The organism is Achromobacter sp. UMC46 (assembly GCF_014170335.1).
GTDB lineage: Bacteria > Pseudomonadota > Gammaproteobacteria > Burkholderiales > Burkholderiaceae_B > Achromobacter.
On the sequence record NZ_LZZS01000018.1, the window covers coordinates 1 to 17,080 of the forward strand.

Consider the following 17,080-nt stretch of genomic DNA (forward strand, 5'->3'; position numbering starts at 1 on the left):
AAGATGTCGCGCTCTTCCTTAACCTGCTCCAACTCGCGCTTGAGGCGCTGGATCTCGGTCTGTTCGTCGCTGCGAGTTCGGCCTTTACCGGGGAAAGAAATGTCAGGCCCGTGTGTGGCGAGCTCCTTCTTCCATCGGTAAATAATCGAGCGCTTCACACCCAGCATCAAAGCCAGTTGGGTGCCAGTAACCTGGCCTTGCTCCAACTGGCGAACCGCCTCGACCTTGAACTCGCGGCTATGGTGCTGGCGCTTGGCGCCGGTCGCACTGCTATCGGGCTTGGATTTATCCATGGGACACCTCCTTCAAGTATTGTCTACTTCTTCGGGTGTCCGGAAAACCTGGGCTAGCTCATACTGCTTTCACGCAATGACCCAGACACCGGCATGAGAGTCATGAATTCCATCGAGCATTACCGTCTCGGCATGACTCGGGCGATTTTTCTTCAAGGGAGAAATCCTCACGCTTACATTCCCGCGCTGTCAATCAGTCTGTTTCTGTCAGCGAATGAAGCTGATGTGAAACAGGCAGTCCTAGCTGGATATCCAGCAGGCCAGGTGTTGGAATCGCAGCATGTTGAATTGGCAGGAGAAGAAGAATTGCGCGTAGCGTTCGACTTCGACGGTGTGATCGCAGATGACGAGGCTGAGACAGTCTTTCACGCCACCAATGACCTGTACGAATTCCATAAGCATGAATCAGACAGAGCATTCGTTCCACACAATCCTGGTCTATTGAAAGAGCTTCTCGAAAAACTCTCTGCAATTCAAAAAAAAGAACAGATCAAGGCAGAGCGAGACCCCAAGTACTCACCCAGGCTAAGAATCTCCATCGTGACAGCCAGGAACGCGCCCTCACATCAGCGTGTGATCAATACAATGCGTAGTTGGGACATCAACGTGAATGAAGCTTTCTTCCTTGGTGGCATAGAAAAAAAGGCCATCCTAGATGTACTCAAGCCACACATCTTCTTTGACGATCAAAAAACGCATTTGCTGCCAGCATCGGGATCTCTCCCTTCCGTTCATATCCCGTTCGGCGTAAGAAATCGAACAGTATCCGATCCGTCAACTTAACTGCCAATTTCCGCAAAGCACTCACGCACCTATCGACAAAGGTCTGGCCTTGATCCACAGGAACATCGGCAGCCGGGTCCACTGCTGCAGCTGCGCCGTCGATGCCGCGTCCGGCTGCGGTTCGCGCAGCGATACGATCGCCAGCCCCGCCGCTTCCAGCGCCGCCATGTAGTCCTGCAACGGCAGCGACCAGCCCGCGAAGTGCATGCTCAGGCCGTCGCGCGTTTCCTTGCCATCGAAGTGCTCCCGCCCGTAATAGGTGCCGTCGATCACGAACGGCGCGTCCGCTTGCGGCCCGGTGAAGCGGCCGCGGTCGCGGAAGGGATGGACGATGGAAATGAACAGCGTGCCGCCCGGCTTGAGCACCCGGCGCGCCTCCCGCAACGCCGCCGGCACGTCGTCCACGTCCATCAGCACGTTGTAGGCGATCACCAGGTCGAACTCGCCGTCCGCGTAGGGCAGCGACTGCGCGGGCGCGACGTCGTACCGATCGGCGGAATCCGCGGCGCGCGCGGCCTCGACCATCGCGGCGACCGCATCGCTTGCGGTGACGCGATAACCCAGTGCCCGGGCCTCGCGGCTGATACGGCCTTCGCCGCAGCCGATTTCCAGCGCGCGCCCCTGTCCCCCGCCCAGGTACGCCGCGAAACCCTCTCGGTACGCCCAGAAAGCGTCATGCCCAGGCGTGCCCGCCCACGTGATCCATTGATCGGCCACGGAGGTCCAATGCGCCTGGTCCGGTTGCGATTCGGTCATCCTTGATCCTCCTTGATAGCGCCGGCGGACACGGCATGGGCGACAGGCGCGACAACCGATCGGCGGCAGGCCCTACTATATACAGCCCGGCAACCATCGCCCCCCCTGCCCCATGTTCGACGCCTACCTGACCCGCTGGAACCTCGTGCCCGACGGCGCCCCCATCAAGACCCCCGCCGCCCGCCTGCTGCCGGTCATGCAGGACGGCGCGCCGGCCATGCTGAAGGTGTCGGTCGAAGAAGACGAGCGGCAAGGCGGCGTACTGATGACGTGGTGGGACGGCCAGGGCGCGGCCCGCGTGCTGGCGCATGACGACCACGCCATCCTGCTGGAACGCGCCACCGGCACGCGCTCGCTGGCGGCTTACGCCCGCACGGGCCGCGACGACGACGCCACCCGCATCCTCTGCGGCGTGTTGAAGGCGTTGCACGCCCCCCGCGCCAAGCCGCTGCCCCCGTTGCGCAGCCTGGAGGAATGGTTCGTCGAGCTGTGGCCCATGGCCCGGGCGCAAGGCGGCATCCTGGCGCACAGCGCCCGCCATGCCCGCGCGCTGCTGGACGATCCGCGCGACCTCGTCGTGCTGCATGGCGATGTCCACCACGACAACGTGCTGGACTTCGGTGAACGCGGCTGGCTGGTCATCGACCCCAAGCGCCTGTACGGCGAGCGCGCGTTCGACTACGCCAATATCTTCTGCAACCCCGACCTGTCGGACCCCGTGCCGCCCGTGGCCATCGTGCCCGGCTGCTTCGAACGACGCCTGGACCTGATCGTGGCCGAGTCCGGCCTGGATCGCCGCCGCCTGCTGCAATGGATCGTGGCATGGTGCGGCTTGTCCGCCGTCTGGTACCTGGGCGACGGCGACGACGCCGCGATCGACCTGAACATCGCGCGCCAGGCGCAAGGGCAGCTGGACGCCTGAGCCGCCACGCGCCACGAAGACCCCGGTTCGATGAGGTAAGGTGTAGCCCCTTCACCCCTTATCTCTTCATTCCTGGAGTATCGAATGACCGGATTGTTCATCGTGGTGGCGGCGCTGGCGTTTCTGATGCTGGCGGCGTACCGGGGCTACAGCGTGATCCTGTGCGCGCCCATCGCAGCCATGGGCGCGGTGCTGCTGACGGATCCTTCCGCGCTGGCCCCCGTGTTTTCAGGCATCTTCATGGAGCGCATGGCCGGTTTCGCCAAGCTCTATTTCCCCGTGTTCCTGCTGGGCGCCGTGTTCGGCAAGCTGATCGAACTGTCGGGCTTTTCCCGCGCGATCGTGCGGGCGGTGCTGCGCATGATCGGCGCCGAACGCGCCATCGCCGCCATCGTGCTGGTGTGCGCGGTGCTGACCTATGGCGGCGTGTCGCTCTTCGTAGTGGTGTTCGCGGTCTACCCGTTCGCCGCCGAAATGTTCCGCCAGGGCGGCATCCCGAAGCGGCTGATGCCGGGCGCCATCGCGCTGGGCGCGTTCACGTTCACGATGACGGCGCTGCCGGGCACGCCGCAGATCCAGAACATCATCCCCACCACCTTCTTCGAGACCACCACCTGGGCCGCGCCCTGGCTGGGGCTGATCGGCGCGGCGTTCACGTTGACGGCGGGCGTCGCCTACCTGGAATGGCGGCGCAAGCGCGCAGCCGCCGCCGGCGAGACCTACGGCACGGATCTGCGCAACGAACCCGCGACGCCGCCCAGCGAACGCGACCACCATCCGCTGATCGCGCTGCTGCCGCTGGTGGTGGTGGGCGTGGCCAACTTCCTGCTGACGCGCTGGATCCCCGGCTGGTATCCGGCAGGCGCCGAAGTGGACCTGCCCGGCCTGCCCAAGCCCATGCCCGTCAATGCCGCCGACCAGGTCGCGCTGTGGGCGGTGATGGGCGCGCTGATCGCCGGCATCTTCACCATCCTGCTGTTCTCGTTCCGCGGCATCAAGGCGCACTTCGCCGAAGGCAGCAAAAGCGCCGTGTCAGGCGCGCTGCTGGCGTCCATGAACACGGCGGCCGAATACGGCTTCGGCGGCGTCATCGCCGCATTGCCGGGCTTCCTGCTGGTGGCCGAGGCGCTGAAATCCATCCCCGACCCGCTGGTGGGCGAAGCCATCGCCGTGACCTCGCTGGCGGGCATTACCGGGTCGGCCTCGGGCGGCATGAGCATCGCGCTGGCCGCGATGTCGCAGACCTTCATCGACGGCGCGCTCGCGGCGGGCATCCCCATGGACGTGCTGCACCGCGTCGCCGCCATGGCCAGCGGCGGCATGGACACGCTGCCGCACAACGGCGCGGTGATCACGCTGCTGGCCGTCACCGGCCTGACGCACCGGCAGTCGTACGGCGACATCTTCGCCATCACGCTGATATCGACGATGTCGGTCTTCGTGGTGATCGCGGTGTACTACCTGACCGGCATCGTTTGATCGAAGGCGGTGGCGAACACGTCGACCAGCCACTGCGTGAAGACGCGCACCCGGGCCGACACCTGCCGGTTCTGCGGGTACAGCACCGATACCGGCATGGGTGCCGGCGGCGCCTTGGGCAGCACGATCCGCAGATGTCCCGCCGCCAGCTCCCGCTCCACGCGGTAGCGCGGCACCTGCGCCAGCCCCAGGCCGGCCAAAGCCGCGCCGGTGTAGAGCTCGGCGCCCGTCACGCTGACCACCGACCCGGGGCGCACGAGCACGCTGCGCCCCTCCACCAAGAAGTCCAGCGGCATGGTGCGTCCGGTGGCGCTGGACAGATAGTCCACCGCGCGGTGCCCCTCCAGGTCTTCCAGGCTGGCGGGCGTGCCGAAACGCGCCAGATACGCGGGGCTGGCCACCGTCACCAGCGGCATCAGCGCGATCTGCCGGCCCACCAGCGACGAATCCTGCAGGGCGCCCGCGCGCAGCACGCAGTCCACCCCCTCGCGCACCATATCCACCAGGCGGTCGTCTTCGCCCAGATGCAGGACGATGTCGGGATAGCGCTCAAGAAAACCCGGCAACCCGGGCATCACGAAGTACTTGGCCAGCGTGCCTTGGGCGTTCACGCGCAGCAGCCCCTTGGGCGCCGTGTTCAGGAACGCGCCGTCGGCCTCTTCCAGATCCGCCAGCAGACGCACGCAGCGCTGGTAATAGGCCTCGCCGTCGTGCGTCAGCCGCACCTGGCGCGTGGTGCGCTCCAGCAGGCGGGCGCCCAGGCGGCTTTCCATGCGCTTGATCAGGTTGGTGACTGTGGCGCGGGGTATCTGCAGGTCTTCGGCCGCCTGGGAAAAACTGCCCCGTTCAGCGATGCGGACGAACACCTGCATTTCCTGGAAACGATCCATCCCGGGCACCCTATTATTAATGCAAATGGAATTATGTTAGCGAATATAGGGTAATTATCTTCAGTTTGGAATAGTTCATGATGCCTCCATTCCCCCTGCCCCCTGGAGACACCGCATGAACACCCAAGCCTCTCAATCGACCCCGCAACGCGTCGCCCTGGTCACCGGCGGATCGCGCGGCATCGGCGCCGCCATCGTGCGGCGCCTGGCCCGCGACGGCTACGCGGTCGGCATCAACTACGCATCCCGTTCGGCCGAGGCCGATGCGCTGGCCGACGAGATCCGCCAGGCGGGCGGCCGCGCTCTGGCGGTGCAGGCCGACGTGTCCAAGGCGGCCGACGTGCGCGCGCTGTTCGACAAGGTGGAATCCGGGCTGGGACGCATCAGCGCACTGGTCAACAGCGCCGGCGTGCTGAAGGTGCAGCCCTTGGCCGACACCTCCGACGACGACTATGCCCAGACCTTCGACATCAATACGCGCGGCACCTTCAACACGCTGCGTGAAGCCGCTGCCCGGCTGGCCGATGGCGGCAGCATCGTCAACGTGTCCAGCACCACCATTGCGCTGAACCTGCCGGGCTACGCGGTCTACATCGCCAGCAAGGCCGCGGTCGAGAGCTTCACGCACGTGTTTTCCAAGGAACTGCGCGGCCGCCAGATCACCGTGAACGCCGTGGCGCCCGGCCCGGTCGCCACCGAGCTGTTCCTGAAGGGCAAGAGCCCCGAACTGATCGAACACTTCGCCAAGATGCCGCCGCTGGAACGCCTGGGCCAGCCCGACGACATCGCGGGCGTCGTGTCGTTTCTGACCGGCCCGGACAGCGGCTGGGTCAACGGCCAGATCTTGCGCGCCAACGGCGGCGTGGCCTGACACCGCGCCCCGCCCAGCGTTGCCGGCCAATTTATTCCACTTCAGACTTATTCCATGAAAATTACTCGTTTGTTGTGATCGCCGGCCGCCTCTAGCATGGCTTCCGACCCTAACGATCCGGAGACCGCAAACCATGAGCGCCCCCATCCCCGACTTCCCCCACAGCCGCATCGACCGCGACGAACGCGGCGTCTACACCCTGCAGATCCACGACGCCAAGAGCCTGAACATCCTGGCGACGCCCGTCACGCAGGGCCTGACGCAAGCGGTGCGGTGGATTGCCGAGCGGGCCGATGCCCGTGCGCTGGTCATCCGCGGCACGGGCGAGCGCGCCTTCATCGGCGGCGCGAATCTCTATGAAATGGCCGAGCTGGACCCCGCCGGCGGCCGCGCCTTCATCACCCACCTGCGCGACCTGTGCGACGCCGTGCGCAACGTGCCCGTGCCCACCATCGCCCGCATTCCCGGCTTCTGCCTGGGCGCGGGCATGGAGCTGGCGGCCGCCTGCGACATCCGCCTGGGGTCGCGCGACGGCGTGTTCGGCATGCCGGAAGTCCGGGTCGGCATTCCGTCGGTCATCCATGCCGTGCTGCTGCCCGCGCTGATCGGGCCGGGCGCGACCCACTGGCTGCTGCTGACCGGTGAAAACGTGGATGCCGAACAGGCCTTGCGCTGGGGCTTCCTGCAGTTCCTGTGCGATGCGGGCGAACTGGACGCGCTGGTCGAGCGCACCGTCGGCCCCATCGCGGCCAGCGGCCCGCGCGCGGTCGCGTCGCAGAAAGCCCTGCTGCGCTACTGGGAGACCTCGACCGTGGACGCGGGCCTGGACCGCAGCGTCGACGCCTTCGGCGACGCGTTCACGACAGACGAGCCGCGCCGGTACATGGCCCCGTTCCTGGCCCGCAAGCACAAGCGGGACGGCCAATGACCCCGGCGGACGGCGGCGGCCCGCTGGCGGGCGTGCGCGTCATCGACATGACCTCGGTCGGCATGGGGCCCTACGCTACGCAGATCCTGGGCGACATGGGCGCCGACGTCATCAAGGTGGAGGCGCCCGAAGGGGACGTCTTCCGCGCCTCGGCGCCCGCCGCGTCGCCGGGCATGGGCGCGGCCTATCTGAACCTGAACCGCAACAAACGCAGCATCACGCTGAACGCGAAGGACCCGGACGACCGGCAGCGGCTGCTGGCGCTGGTGGACGGCGCCGACGTGTTCATCTCGAACGTGCGGCCCCGCGCGCTGGCGCGGGCGGGCCTGGACGCCGCCACCCTGTGCGCCCGCAATCCGCGCCTGATCTACTGTTCGGCAGTGGGCTTCGGGCAGGACGGCCCCTACGCCGCCAAGCCCGCCTTCGACGACATCATCCAGGCCATGTGCGGGTTGGCCGACCTGCAAGGCCGCAACGCGGGCGCCCCCGCCTACGTCAACACCATCATGGCCGACAAGGTGGCGGGCCTGACGCTGGCCTACGCCATCCCCATGGCCTTGTACGAGCGCGAGAAATCCGGCCGCGGCCAGGCGATCGAAGTGCCCATGTTCGAAACGCTGGTGTCCTTCACCTTGGTCGAACACCTGGGCGGGCGCACGTTCGAACCGCCGCGCGGCGGCATGGGCTACAACCGGGTGCTGTCGCCCGAGCGCAAGCCCTACCGCACGCGGGACGGCTATATTGCCCTGCTGCCCTACACCGACGCCCAATGGCAGCGCTTCTTCAGCCTGGCCGGGCGCGACGACCTGGCCATGGACCCGCGCTACCAGACGCCGCCGATGCGCGCCCGCAATGTCGACACGCTCTACCAGCAGCTGGCCGCCATCGTCGCCCAACGCGGCACCGGGGACTGGCTGGCCCTGCTGGCCGACGCCGACATCCCGCACTCCCGCGTGAACACGCCCGAGGCCCTGTTCGACGACCCCCATCTGGCGGCCACGGGCTTTTTCCAGCGCGTGGAACACCCGACCGAAGGGACGCTGACCGCCACGTCGATCCCCGTGCGGTTCTCGCGCACGCCGGGGGCATTGCGCCGGCCGGCGCCGCGGCAGGACGCGGATCGGGATATGCTCGACGCTGGCGGCTAAGCCCATCCCGGGCCGCCGCGCCCTGCCCGCCCGATCATGAACATCACCCTCAAGCAGCTGCGCGTGTTCTGCGCGCTTTACGAGCTGCGCAGTTTCACCGCCGCCGCCCGCGCCGCCTTCGTCACCCAGTCCGCCGTCAGCAAGCTGTGCGCCGAGCTGGAGGCCGAAGTCGGCCAGCCCTTGTTCGAACGCTCGACCCGCAGCGTCACCCCTTGCGATGGCGCCGCCGATTTCTATGCCTACGCCCAAGAGATCCTGGGCACGGTGCGGGCGGCGGAACGCAGCATGTCCGGGCTGCGCACGCTGGAAAGCGGCGCGGTGGGCGTGGCCAGTTCGCCGATGATGATGGTCGGCCTGCTGGGCGACGTCATCGCCCGCTATCACCGCCGGTACGCCGGGGTGAAGCTGGAGCTCTACGAGCTGAACACGGACGACACGCTTGAGCATGTCCGCCATGGCCATGCGGATTTCGGCATCGTGTCGACGCAGACGCACGGCGAAGGCCTGGAGGCGCGCGTCATCTACCGCGATTCCATGTACGCCGTCTGCGCCCCGTCCCACCCGCTGGCCCGGCGCAAGACCGTGCGCTGGCCGGACCTGGCGGCCCACGACCACATCACCCTGCGCAACGTCTACAGCGTGCGCCGCGCCGTCGACCGCATCAGCGGCGAACTGGATCTGGAACTCCATTCCGGGATCGAAGCCGGCATGCTGACCTCGGTGCTGAACCTGGTGCGGGCGGGGCTGGGCATCACGATCGTGCCGGGCTATGTCTGCGCGTTCGCGCGCCTGCTGGGCCTGCATACAGCCGCCCTCCAGGGCGGACCGGAGCGCCGCCACGAGCTATGGCTGATTCAGCGCCGCAGCACCCGGCTGTCGCTGGCCGCCAAGACCTTCCTGGATGCACTGGAATCGACGCTGCGCGCCCGCGAAGCGTCGCCGGACCCCACCGCTTTTCTGGACGACCGGCCGATTAATCCCGATACGGAATAGGTCTATGAAAATTAGTCCCTTGTTGAGATAAGCCGGCCAGACGCATCATGCCGCATGGCCTCGACGCCGCGTGCCGCGGCAGACGGGCAAGAATAAGACAGGAGACATTCATGACCCGAATTCCGCACCCGGTGCGCCGGCGCCTGCTGGCAACCGCCTGCGCAGGCCTGGCCCTGGCGGCTAGCGGCGCGGCCGTCCACGCGGCCGATGCCTATCCCAGCAAACCCATTACGATCGTCGTGCCGTTTTCCCCCGGCAGCGCCACCGACACCAGCGCGCGCATCCTGTCGGAAAAGCTGGGGCCGCGCCTGGGCGTGCCCATCGTCATCGAGAACAAGCCCGGCGCGTCCGGCACGATCGGCGCCGTCACGGCCGCGCGCGCACCGGCGGACGGCTACACGCTGGTGCTGACCAGCAGTTCGACGCATTCGGCCACGCCCGCGCTGTTCCGCAAGCTGCCCTATGACCCCACCGGCGATTTCATCCACGTTATCCGGATCGCGACGATCCCGATGATGCTGGTGGTGCGCGCGGATTCGCCCTACACCTCCGTCAGCAAGCTGGTGCAGGCGACCCAGGCCCGCCCGCTGAACTACGCCTACGGATCGCCCACCAGCCAGATCGCCGGCGCCACCTTCAACACGGTCGCCGGCGCGGCGGCCAACGGCGTGCCCTACAAGAGCCAGCCGCCCGCCGTGACGGACCTGCTGGGCGGGCATGTGGACTATCTGTTCGCGGACCAGTCCGTCGTGACGGCGTTCATGCACAGCGGCAAGCTGACCGGCATCGCCTTCACCGGGCAGACGCGCGCCAAGGACTTCCCGGATGTGCCGACGCTGGCGGAAGCCGGCTACAAGAACTTCGACCTGGTGGTGTGGGTCGGCGTGGCGGCGCCCGCGGGCACGCCGGCGCCGGTGGTCGAACGGCTGAACGGCGAAATCGCCCGCATCCTCGGCGAAGCCGACACCGTCGCGAAATTCGACGCGCTGGGCATGCAGGTCGCGCCCAATTCCGTGGCCGATCACAAGGCCTTCGCCGAATCGCAGCGCCGGATCTGGACGCAGCGCGCCATCGACGCCAAGATCGAACCGCAGTAAGCCGCACGCGGGGCCCGGACAACGGGCCCCGCCCTCTTCCGGTCAGAACCGGCACTGCGCCGTGGCCACCACGGTGCGAGGTTCGCCCACCTGGATCTGGCCGGCGCTAATGGCCGAGCCGTAGTAGGTCTTGTCGGTGATGTTGCACACCGCCAGCCGCCAATCCCAATGGCTCGTGCGGTATCCCAGCATCGCGTCCCAGCGCGCATAGCCCGGCAACGTCGTCAGGTTGGTGTTGTCGGCGTAGCGGTCGCCCACGAAAGTCAGCCCGGTTTCGCCGTACAGCCCTTCCACCGGCTTGTAGGTCAGGAAAACGCTGCCGTTGCGCCGCGCCACGTTGCTGGCGTCGAAGCCGCGGATGCGCACCGAGTCGAAACCATCCTCATCCGAACGCATGAGCCCGAGCCGCCCCAACGGCGTTTGGCGCATCGCCCCGATCCACGCGAATTTGCGAGAGTCCTCATCCGTTGCGGCGATGCGGGTCTCGCCCGAGAGGCCGATCCGTCGCCTAATTTCGCAAGAATCCTGCATTGTTCACTCGCGCTTTTGACTTACGGACAAGTCTGGCCAACCGGACGAGGTTTGCATGAGACGGCAGCCGGAAGCTCTGTATTAGGCTGACCCGGCAGTACACCGACTCACCTTGACCGATTGGACGAAAGCACATGAATCAACTCATTCATCCAGACTGCCACCCCTTCACCGCAGCGGGCAACATGAAGCAGATTTCAGCGTTTTATGAAGAGGGACGCCGTGTCATGTGGATGATGCTCCGGGCGCAGCCACGGCCTTGCTTCAACCTTGAACTCATCGACGAAATCATGACGCTGGCGCGCGCCGCCAAGGACTCTGGCCTGCCCATCGACTTCTGGGTCACGGGTTCGCTGGTGCCGCAGATCTACAACGTGGGCGGCGACCTGAACTTCTTCGCCGAGGCGATCCGGACCGGCAAGCGCGAAGCCTTGCGGGCCTATGCAAGAGCGTGCGTGGACTGCGTGCATGCCGCCTCGCGCGGGTTCGACACCGGTGCGATATCGCTGGCCATGATCGAAGGCACGGCGCTGGGCGGCGGCTTCGAGGCGGCCCTGGCGCACCACTTCGTGCTGGCGCAGAACAATGCCCGGATGGGCTTCCCGGAAATGGCGTTCAACCTGTTCCCCGGCATGGGCGGCTATTCGCTGGTGGCGCGCCGGTCGGGCATGAAACTGGCCGAAGACCTGATCAGCACGGGCGAATCGCATACCGCCGAATGGTTCCACGGCAAGGGGCTGGTGGACGCGCTGTTCGAGCCGGGCGATGCGTACCGTGCCACGCGCACCTTCATCGACGTGATGCGCCCCAAGCTCAACGGCATGCGGGCCATGCTGCGAGCGCGCCAGCGCGTGCTGAACCTGTCGCGCTCTGAACTGATGGACATCACCGAGGACTGGGTGGAAGCCGCGTTCTCAATCGATCCCAAGGACCGCGCCTACATGGAGCGCCTGGTGATGGCGCAGAACCGGCGCACCGCCGCCAACCCCGACGCGACGCAGGAAGCCACCATGCACTGACCCGGTGCATGACGGCGCCGGCTGTATCAGGCGATCAGATGCAGCCGGCGGCGCTGGGCCAGCCAGGCGACGAGTTCGGACGCGGGCATGGGCTTGGCGTACAGATAGCCTTGCTTGGCATCCACGCCCAGCGTGTCCAGGAACGCGGTTTCTTCCGACGTTTCCACCCCTTCCGCGATGACTTTCAACTCCAGCGTGCGCGCCACGGCCACGATGGCCCGCGCCAGCGCCTGCGACACCGGGTTCTCGTTCACGCCGCGCACGAAGCTGGCGTCCAGCTTGATCGCGTCCAGCGGAATGCGCGCCAGCTGCGACAACGACGAATAGCCCGTGCCGAAATCGTCCAGGTGGACGCGCGCGCCCAATTGGCGGAATTGCTTGATCAGGTCGATCGCCGCGACTTCGTCTTCAATCAGGCAACTTTCCGTGAGTTCGATGTCCAGCAGGCACGGGTCCAGCTCCGCGTCGCCGATGGCGCTCATGAAGTCGCTGACCACGCCTTTGTCGTCCAATTGCCGCGCCGACATGTTGATCGCGATCCGGATGTTCAGGCCTTCGCGCTTCCAGGCGGCCGCCTGGCGGGCGGCCTCGCGCATGACCCAGACGCCCAGCGGCGAGATCAGGCCCGATTCCTCGGCATACGGAATGAAGACGCTGGGGCAGACCATGCCGCGCTCGGGCGAGCGCCAGCGCAGCAGGGCTTCCACGCCGTCGACTTCACCGGTGCGCCCGGCAAGCTTGGGCTGGTAATACAACATCAGGTGGTTTTCGGCCAGCGCCTTGCGCAGGTTGGTGTCCAGCCATACGTAGTCCGCATTGCGGCGGTCCATCTCCGGCTGGAACACGCGGTAGGTATGGCGCCCCGCCTCCTTGGCCACGTACATGGCGATATCGGCGCTGCGCACCACGCTGTCCAGGTCGGCGCCGTGGTCGGGGTACATCGCGATGCCGATCGAGCAACTGGTGTAGACCTCGATCAGCCCCTGGCGGAAGGGTTCACGCAGCCGTTCGATGATGCGTTCGGCGGTCGCTTCCAGTTGCCAGGCTTGCGCCTCTTCCTGGAGCACGATGAACTCGTCGCCGCCCAGCCGCGCCAGCGTCTGCCCTTCGGACAGGCAGGTGGAAATCGCCACCGACACCGCCTTGAGCAGCCGGTCGCCGAAGCCGTGGCCGTAGTGGTCGTTGATGCGCTTGAAGTTGTCCAGGTCCAGGAACAGCACCCCGCCCCGCCCTTCCTTGCCAGCCGCCAGCGCCGCCTTCAGCCGCGCGGTGATGGAATGGCGGTTGGGCAGGTTGGTCAGCATGTCCGTGTTGGCCAACACCCGCAGGCGTTCCTGCGCCTGGCGCTCTTCGGTGATGTCGGTGCCCGAGCAGATCAGGTAGACGCGCTTTTCGCCGCTGCCGCTGGTGACGAACTTGTTGCGGAACAGGAACAGCCGCGGGCCCTTGACCGTATTGATCAGCCGTTCGGCCTCATAGGACTGCCCGCGCTTGTAGAACTCGGCGATATTGCGGCGCGAGGCCATGGCCTCTTCGCGCGTCATGAACATCTCGAACACGCTGCGCCCGACGATGTCCTGCTCGCGCTTGCCCGTGTATTCCTCGCTGAGCTTGTTGAAGCGCTGCACCCGGCCGTTCTGGTCGACGATGACGATCACGGAGTTGGCTTCGGACACCACGGTTTCGGCAAACGACAGGCCTTCGACCAGGTCCTTGGCGACGGATTCGGTGTCGGAATGCGCCGATGCGGTGCCGGCCCATTCGTTGGGGTTGATCTTGCGGCCCACCAGATGCAGCCGCAACGGATCCCCGTAAAGCGAGATGTCGATGCGCATGCTGGACGTGATGCCCGTCAGGGAACGGATCGCATCCGCCTGATCCGGGCGCAGCGCCATCGCAATATTGGCCGCGCCCTTGATCGCCGCAAGCTCAAAGGCGTCGCTATCGGCCGACAGTCTCCAATATGGGCTGTGCGTACCGAAATGCGTATACAGGATCGACCGTTCGTCCTGATTCTCTGTCATCGTGGTATCCCCCCACTTGTCCTACGGCCAGTTCAGGCTAAAAAAGCGTCCTTTAGGATGAACAGCCCCAGTCGGACCGAAAAGTACATTACGGCCTAGCCTGAACGGGGTCAATACCCTTTGTCCATGCGATATTCGCAGTATTGCGGATTGTTTCACCGGCTATCACGGGCGTGTGGGGAATCTTCTCGCTCCTGGCAGCTTTAGTGCGCCGCCGCGACCTGGCGCGAACGCCTTGTTGCGCTGCCCCCCATCGCAATGCACAAACAAAATCGCCGAAGATTCCATGAAGAAATCTTCGGCGTGTCGCGTAAACGGCGCAACCGCAGGGATCAAGCCCGCGGATCAGTCGCCCTTCACCCCGGCCTCGTCGATCACCTTGGTCCAGCGTGCCAGTTCGGCAGAGACACGGGCGCGGGCATCGGCCGGCGTCGTCCAGGTGGCAATGGCGCCCTGGTTCAGCAACGACGCCTTCACTTCCGGCTTGGCCAGGATCTTCTTCAATTCACCGTTCAGGCGGTCGATCACCGGCGCCGGCGTATTGGCGGGCGCCACGATGCCGAACATCGAACTGACCTCGAAGTCCTTCAGGCCCGCTTCGGCCGCGGTCGGAACATCCGGCAGCGCGTCCACGCGGACAGGCGAGGTCACCGCCAGCGCGCGCAGCTTGCCCGCCTTGATGTTGCCCTGCGCCGCCGGCACGGTTTCGATCATGCTGAGCACCTGGCCGCCCATCAGGTCGGTCATGGCGGGGCCGCTGCCCTTGTAGGGGACGTGCAGGATGTCCACGCCGGCCGAGCGCTTGAACATTTCGCCCGCCAGATGCTGGGGCGATCCGTTGCCGGCCGACGCCATGGTCATGTAGCCCGGCTTGGACTTGGCCAACGCGATGAATTCCGAGAGCGTCTTGGCCTGCACCGACGGGTTCACCACGAACACCAGCGGCACCGTGCCCACGATGGACACCGGGGCGAAGCTCTTTTCCACGTCATACGTGACGCGGCCGCGGTACAGGGCGGCATTGATGGAATGGCTGGTCAGCGCACCCATCAGCAAGGTGTAGCCGTCGGGCTGCGCCTTGGCGACCTGGTCGGCGCCGATGTTGCCGGCAGCGCCCGCGCGGTTCTCCACGATCACCGACTGGCCCAGCGCGCCCGTCAACTCCTGCGCCAGCACGCGGCCGATCACGTCGGTGGCGCCTCCGGGCGGATACGGCACGATCAGGCGGATGGGCTTGTCGGGGTAAGCGTCGGCTGACAGCGCCGGGGCGGAAACGCCGGCACAGATGGCCAGAAGGGAAAGCAGGACGGCACGGCGCGGCCGCAGACGCAGGTCTGACATTAGGGTCTCTCCAGCCGGGATGAGTATAGGAATGGACGGACGCCCGGCTCGTCAACGGCGCCAGTTTAGGAGTCGAAACTTGATTGAAGAATCAGAATTTTTCTATCGACTGATCTAATAAACAGATCAATATATCGGCATGCACAAAGCGCTTGCGGCCTGCGCCAAAGGCTGGATATGATCTTGCCCCTGGATTATCAATAATATTATCGGGACTGAAAATGACGGACGAGACCAAAGGCGGCAAGCCCGCAGCAGGGCCTTTCGACAGCGACAGCGCCACCGCCCAGGGCGTGGCGCGCGGGCTGACCAACTATGGCGACAAAGGGTTCTCGCTGTTCCTGCGCAAAGCGTTCATCAAGGGCGCCGGTCTTTCCGACGACGCGCTGGCCCGTCCGATCATCGGCATCGTCAACACCGGCAGCAGCTACAACCCGTGCCACGGCAACGCGCCCCAGCTGATCGAAGCTGTCAAACGCGGCGTGATGCTGGCGGGTGGCCTGCCGATGGATTTCCCGACCATCTCGGTGCACGAAAGCTTCTCCCAGCCGACCAGCATGTACCTGCGCAACCTCATGTCCATGGACACCGAGGAGATGATCCGCGCGCAGCCCATGGACGCCGTCGTGCTGATCGGCGGCTGCGACAAGACGGTACCGGCCCAGTTGATGGGCGCCGCCTCGGCCGGCGTGCCCGCCATCCAGCTGGTCACAGGATCGATGCTGACCGGGTCGCACCGCGGTGAACGCGTGGGCGCCTGCACCGACTGCCGCCGCTACTGGGGCCGCTACCGCGCCGACGAGATCGACGCGCCGGAAATCGCCGACGTCAACAACCAGCTGGTCGCCAGCGTGGGCACCTGTTCCGTCATGGGCACGGCCAGCACCATGGCCTGCATCACCGAAGCGCTGGGCATGATGGTGGCCGGCGGCGCGTCCGCCCCCGCCGTCACCGCCGACCGCGTGCGCGTGGCGGAACGCACCGGCGCCACCGCCGTGGCCATGGCCGCGTCCCGGCTGACGCCCGACCAGATCATCAACGGCAAGTCCATCGAAAACGCCTTGCGCGTGCTGCTGTCGATCGGCGGGTCCACCAACGGCATCGTCCACCTGACCGCCATCGCCGGCCGCCTGGGCATCGACATCGACCTGGCGGGCCTGGACCGCATCAGCCGCGAAACCCCCGTGCTGGTCGACCTGAAGCCGTCGGGCCAGCACTACATGGAAGACTTCCACGACGCCGGCGGCATGCTGGCGCTGCTGCGCGAACTGCGGCCCTTCCTGCACCTGGACGTGATGACCGTGTCCGGGCGCACCCTGGGCCAGGAGCTGGACGCCGCGCCCGCCCCCTTCACGCAGGACGTCATCCGCACCGCGGCGTCGCCCATCTACCCGGTGGGCGGCCTGGCCGTGCTGCGCGGCAACCTGGCCCCGGGCGGCGCCATCATCAAGCAGTCGGCCGCCAACCCCAAGCTGATGGAGCACGAGGGCCGCGCGGTGGTGTTCGAAGACGCCGAAGACATGGCGCGCCGCATCGACGACGACGCGCTGGACGTGACCGCCGACGACATCCTGGTACTCAAGCGCATCGGCCCGACCGGCGCGCCCGGCATGCCGGAGGCGGGCTACATGCCGATTCCGAAAAAGCTGGCGCGCGCGGGCGTCAAGGACATGGTCCGCATTTCGGACGGCCGCATGAGCGGCACGGCGGCGGGCACTATCGTGCTGCACGTCACGCCCGAGGCCGCCATTGGCGGGCCGCTGGCTTACGTGCAAAATGGCGACCGCATCCGCTTGTCGGTGGCCCAGCGTGAAATCGCGCTGCTGGTGGACGACGCCGAACTGGCACGCCGCGCCGCGGCCCAGCCCATCACCCGGCCTACCGCCGACCGCGGCTACCGCAAGCTGTTCCTGCAAACCGTGACGCAGGCCGACCAGGGCGTCGATTTCGACTTCCTGCGCGCCGGCGTCACCCACGACACCGTGCCGAAGAAGTAACGCCTCCG

16 protein-coding genes are annotated in these 17,080 nt (G+C 66.2%); 10 read left to right on the forward strand and 6 right to left on the reverse strand.

Going from position 1 to position 17,080, the window contains the following annotated elements; translation table 11 throughout:
* Positions 1–293: transposase (locus tag A9973_RS15575; RefSeq protein ID WP_183014653.1), on the reverse strand; the 293-nt coding region annotated here is incomplete at its 3' end.
* A gap of 63 nt (positions 294–356) precedes the next feature.
* Here A9973_RS15575 and A9973_RS15580 point away from each other — a divergent pair.
* The gene (locus A9973_RS15580; RefSeq protein ID WP_255469180.1) at positions 357–1,076 is read left to right on the forward strand and encodes a 5'-nucleotidase; all 720 of its coding nucleotides are present in this window, start codon (positions 357–359) and stop codon (positions 1,074–1,076) included.
* Between the two features lie 21 nt (positions 1,077–1,097).
* Here A9973_RS15580 and A9973_RS15585 read toward each other — a convergent pair whose 3' ends face one another.
* Positions 1,098–1,832, reverse strand: a complete 735-nt coding sequence (locus tag A9973_RS15585; RefSeq protein WP_183014654.1) for a class I SAM-dependent methyltransferase — start codon at positions 1,830–1,832, stop codon at positions 1,098–1,100.
* 112 nt (positions 1,833–1,944) lie between these two features.
* On the opposite strand from A9973_RS15585, the gene A9973_RS15590 reads away from it, so the two are divergent.
* Both A9973_RS15590 and A9973_RS15595 read left to right on the forward strand, forming a co-directional pair.
* A complete protein-coding gene (locus tag A9973_RS15590; protein ID WP_183014655.1) occupies positions 1,945–2,754 on the forward strand; it encodes an aminoglycoside phosphotransferase family protein in 810 nt (269 codons plus the stop codon).
* An 84-nt stretch (positions 2,755–2,838) separates the two neighbouring features.
* Complete coding sequence (locus A9973_RS15595; protein WP_183014656.1) at positions 2,839–4,233, forward strand: GntP family permease; 1,395 nt, start codon at positions 2,839–2,841, stop codon at positions 4,231–4,233.
* On the opposite strand, the gene A9973_RS15600 is transcribed toward A9973_RS15595, so the two are convergent.
* Entirely contained in the window at positions 4,212–5,123 is a 912-nt protein-coding gene (locus A9973_RS15600; protein ID WP_183014657.1) for a LysR family transcriptional regulator, read from the reverse strand. The two genes, A9973_RS15595 and A9973_RS15600, sit on opposite strands and share 22 nt — an antisense overlap.
* A gap of 115 nt (positions 5,124–5,238) precedes the next feature.
* On the opposite strand from A9973_RS15600, the gene A9973_RS15605 reads away from it, so the two are divergent.
* The 5 genes from A9973_RS15605 to A9973_RS15625 all read left to right on the forward strand — a co-directional run bounded on the left by A9973_RS15605 (position 5,239) and on the right by A9973_RS15625 (position 10,160).
* Positions 5,239–5,994 (forward strand): SDR family oxidoreductase, encoded by a 756-nt coding sequence (locus A9973_RS15605; protein WP_183014658.1) that lies wholly within the window; start codon positions 5,239–5,241, stop codon positions 5,992–5,994.
* Between the two features lie 133 nt (positions 5,995–6,127).
* Positions 6,128–6,922 carry an enoyl-CoA hydratase gene (locus A9973_RS15610; protein WP_183014659.1) on the forward strand — a complete coding sequence of 265 codons (795 nt, stop codon included), beginning with the start codon at positions 6,128–6,130 and terminating at the stop codon, positions 6,920–6,922.
* A complete protein-coding gene (locus A9973_RS15615) occupies positions 6,919–8,070 on the forward strand; it encodes a CaiB/BaiF CoA-transferase family protein (RefSeq protein WP_183014660.1) in 1,152 nt (383 codons plus the stop codon). Before A9973_RS15610 ends, A9973_RS15615 begins: the two co-directional genes overlap by 4 nt.
* Positions 8,071–8,106: 36 nt before the next feature.
* Positions 8,107–9,063 carry a LysR family transcriptional regulator gene (locus A9973_RS15620; RefSeq protein WP_183014661.1) on the forward strand — a complete coding sequence of 319 codons (957 nt, stop codon included), beginning with the start codon at positions 8,107–8,109 and terminating at the stop codon, positions 9,061–9,063.
* A 110-nt stretch (positions 9,064–9,173) separates the two neighbouring features.
* The gene (locus A9973_RS15625; RefSeq protein WP_183014662.1) at positions 9,174–10,160 is read left to right on the forward strand and encodes a tripartite tricarboxylate transporter substrate binding protein; all 987 of its coding nucleotides are present in this window, start codon (positions 9,174–9,176) and stop codon (positions 10,158–10,160) included.
* A 42-nt stretch (positions 10,161–10,202) separates the two neighbouring features.
* Here A9973_RS15625 and A9973_RS15630 read toward each other — a convergent pair whose 3' ends face one another.
* A complete protein-coding gene (locus tag A9973_RS15630; RefSeq protein WP_255469178.1) occupies positions 10,203–10,556 on the reverse strand; it encodes a TonB-dependent receptor domain-containing protein in 354 nt (117 codons plus the stop codon).
* A 269-nt stretch (positions 10,557–10,825) separates the two neighbouring features.
* Here A9973_RS15630 and A9973_RS15635 point away from each other — a divergent pair, with 269 nt between their 5' ends.
* On the forward strand, positions 10,826–11,710 hold the full coding sequence (locus A9973_RS15635; RefSeq protein WP_183014663.1) for a crotonase/enoyl-CoA hydratase family protein: 885 nt from the start codon (positions 10,826–10,828) through the stop codon (positions 11,708–11,710).
* A 26-nt stretch (positions 11,711–11,736) separates the two neighbouring features.
* Here A9973_RS15635 and pdeR read toward each other — a convergent pair whose 3' ends face one another.
* Both pdeR and A9973_RS15645 read right to left on the reverse strand, forming a co-directional pair.
* Positions 11,737–13,734, reverse strand: coding sequence for a cyclic di-GMP phosphodiesterase (gene pdeR / locus A9973_RS15640; protein WP_183014664.1), 1,998 nt, complete (start codon positions 13,732–13,734; stop codon positions 11,737–11,739).
* A 345-nt stretch (positions 13,735–14,079) separates the two neighbouring features.
* Positions 14,080–15,075, reverse strand: a complete 996-nt coding sequence (locus A9973_RS15645; RefSeq protein WP_183014665.1) for a tripartite tricarboxylate transporter substrate binding protein — start codon at positions 15,073–15,075, stop codon at positions 14,080–14,082.
* 221 nt (positions 15,076–15,296) lie between these two features.
* On the opposite strand from A9973_RS15645, the gene A9973_RS15650 reads away from it, so the two are divergent.
* Positions 15,297–17,072, forward strand: coding sequence for an IlvD/Edd family dehydratase (locus tag A9973_RS15650; RefSeq protein WP_183014666.1), 1,776 nt, complete (start codon positions 15,297–15,299; stop codon positions 17,070–17,072).
* Positions 17,073–17,080: the final 8 nt, after the last annotated feature.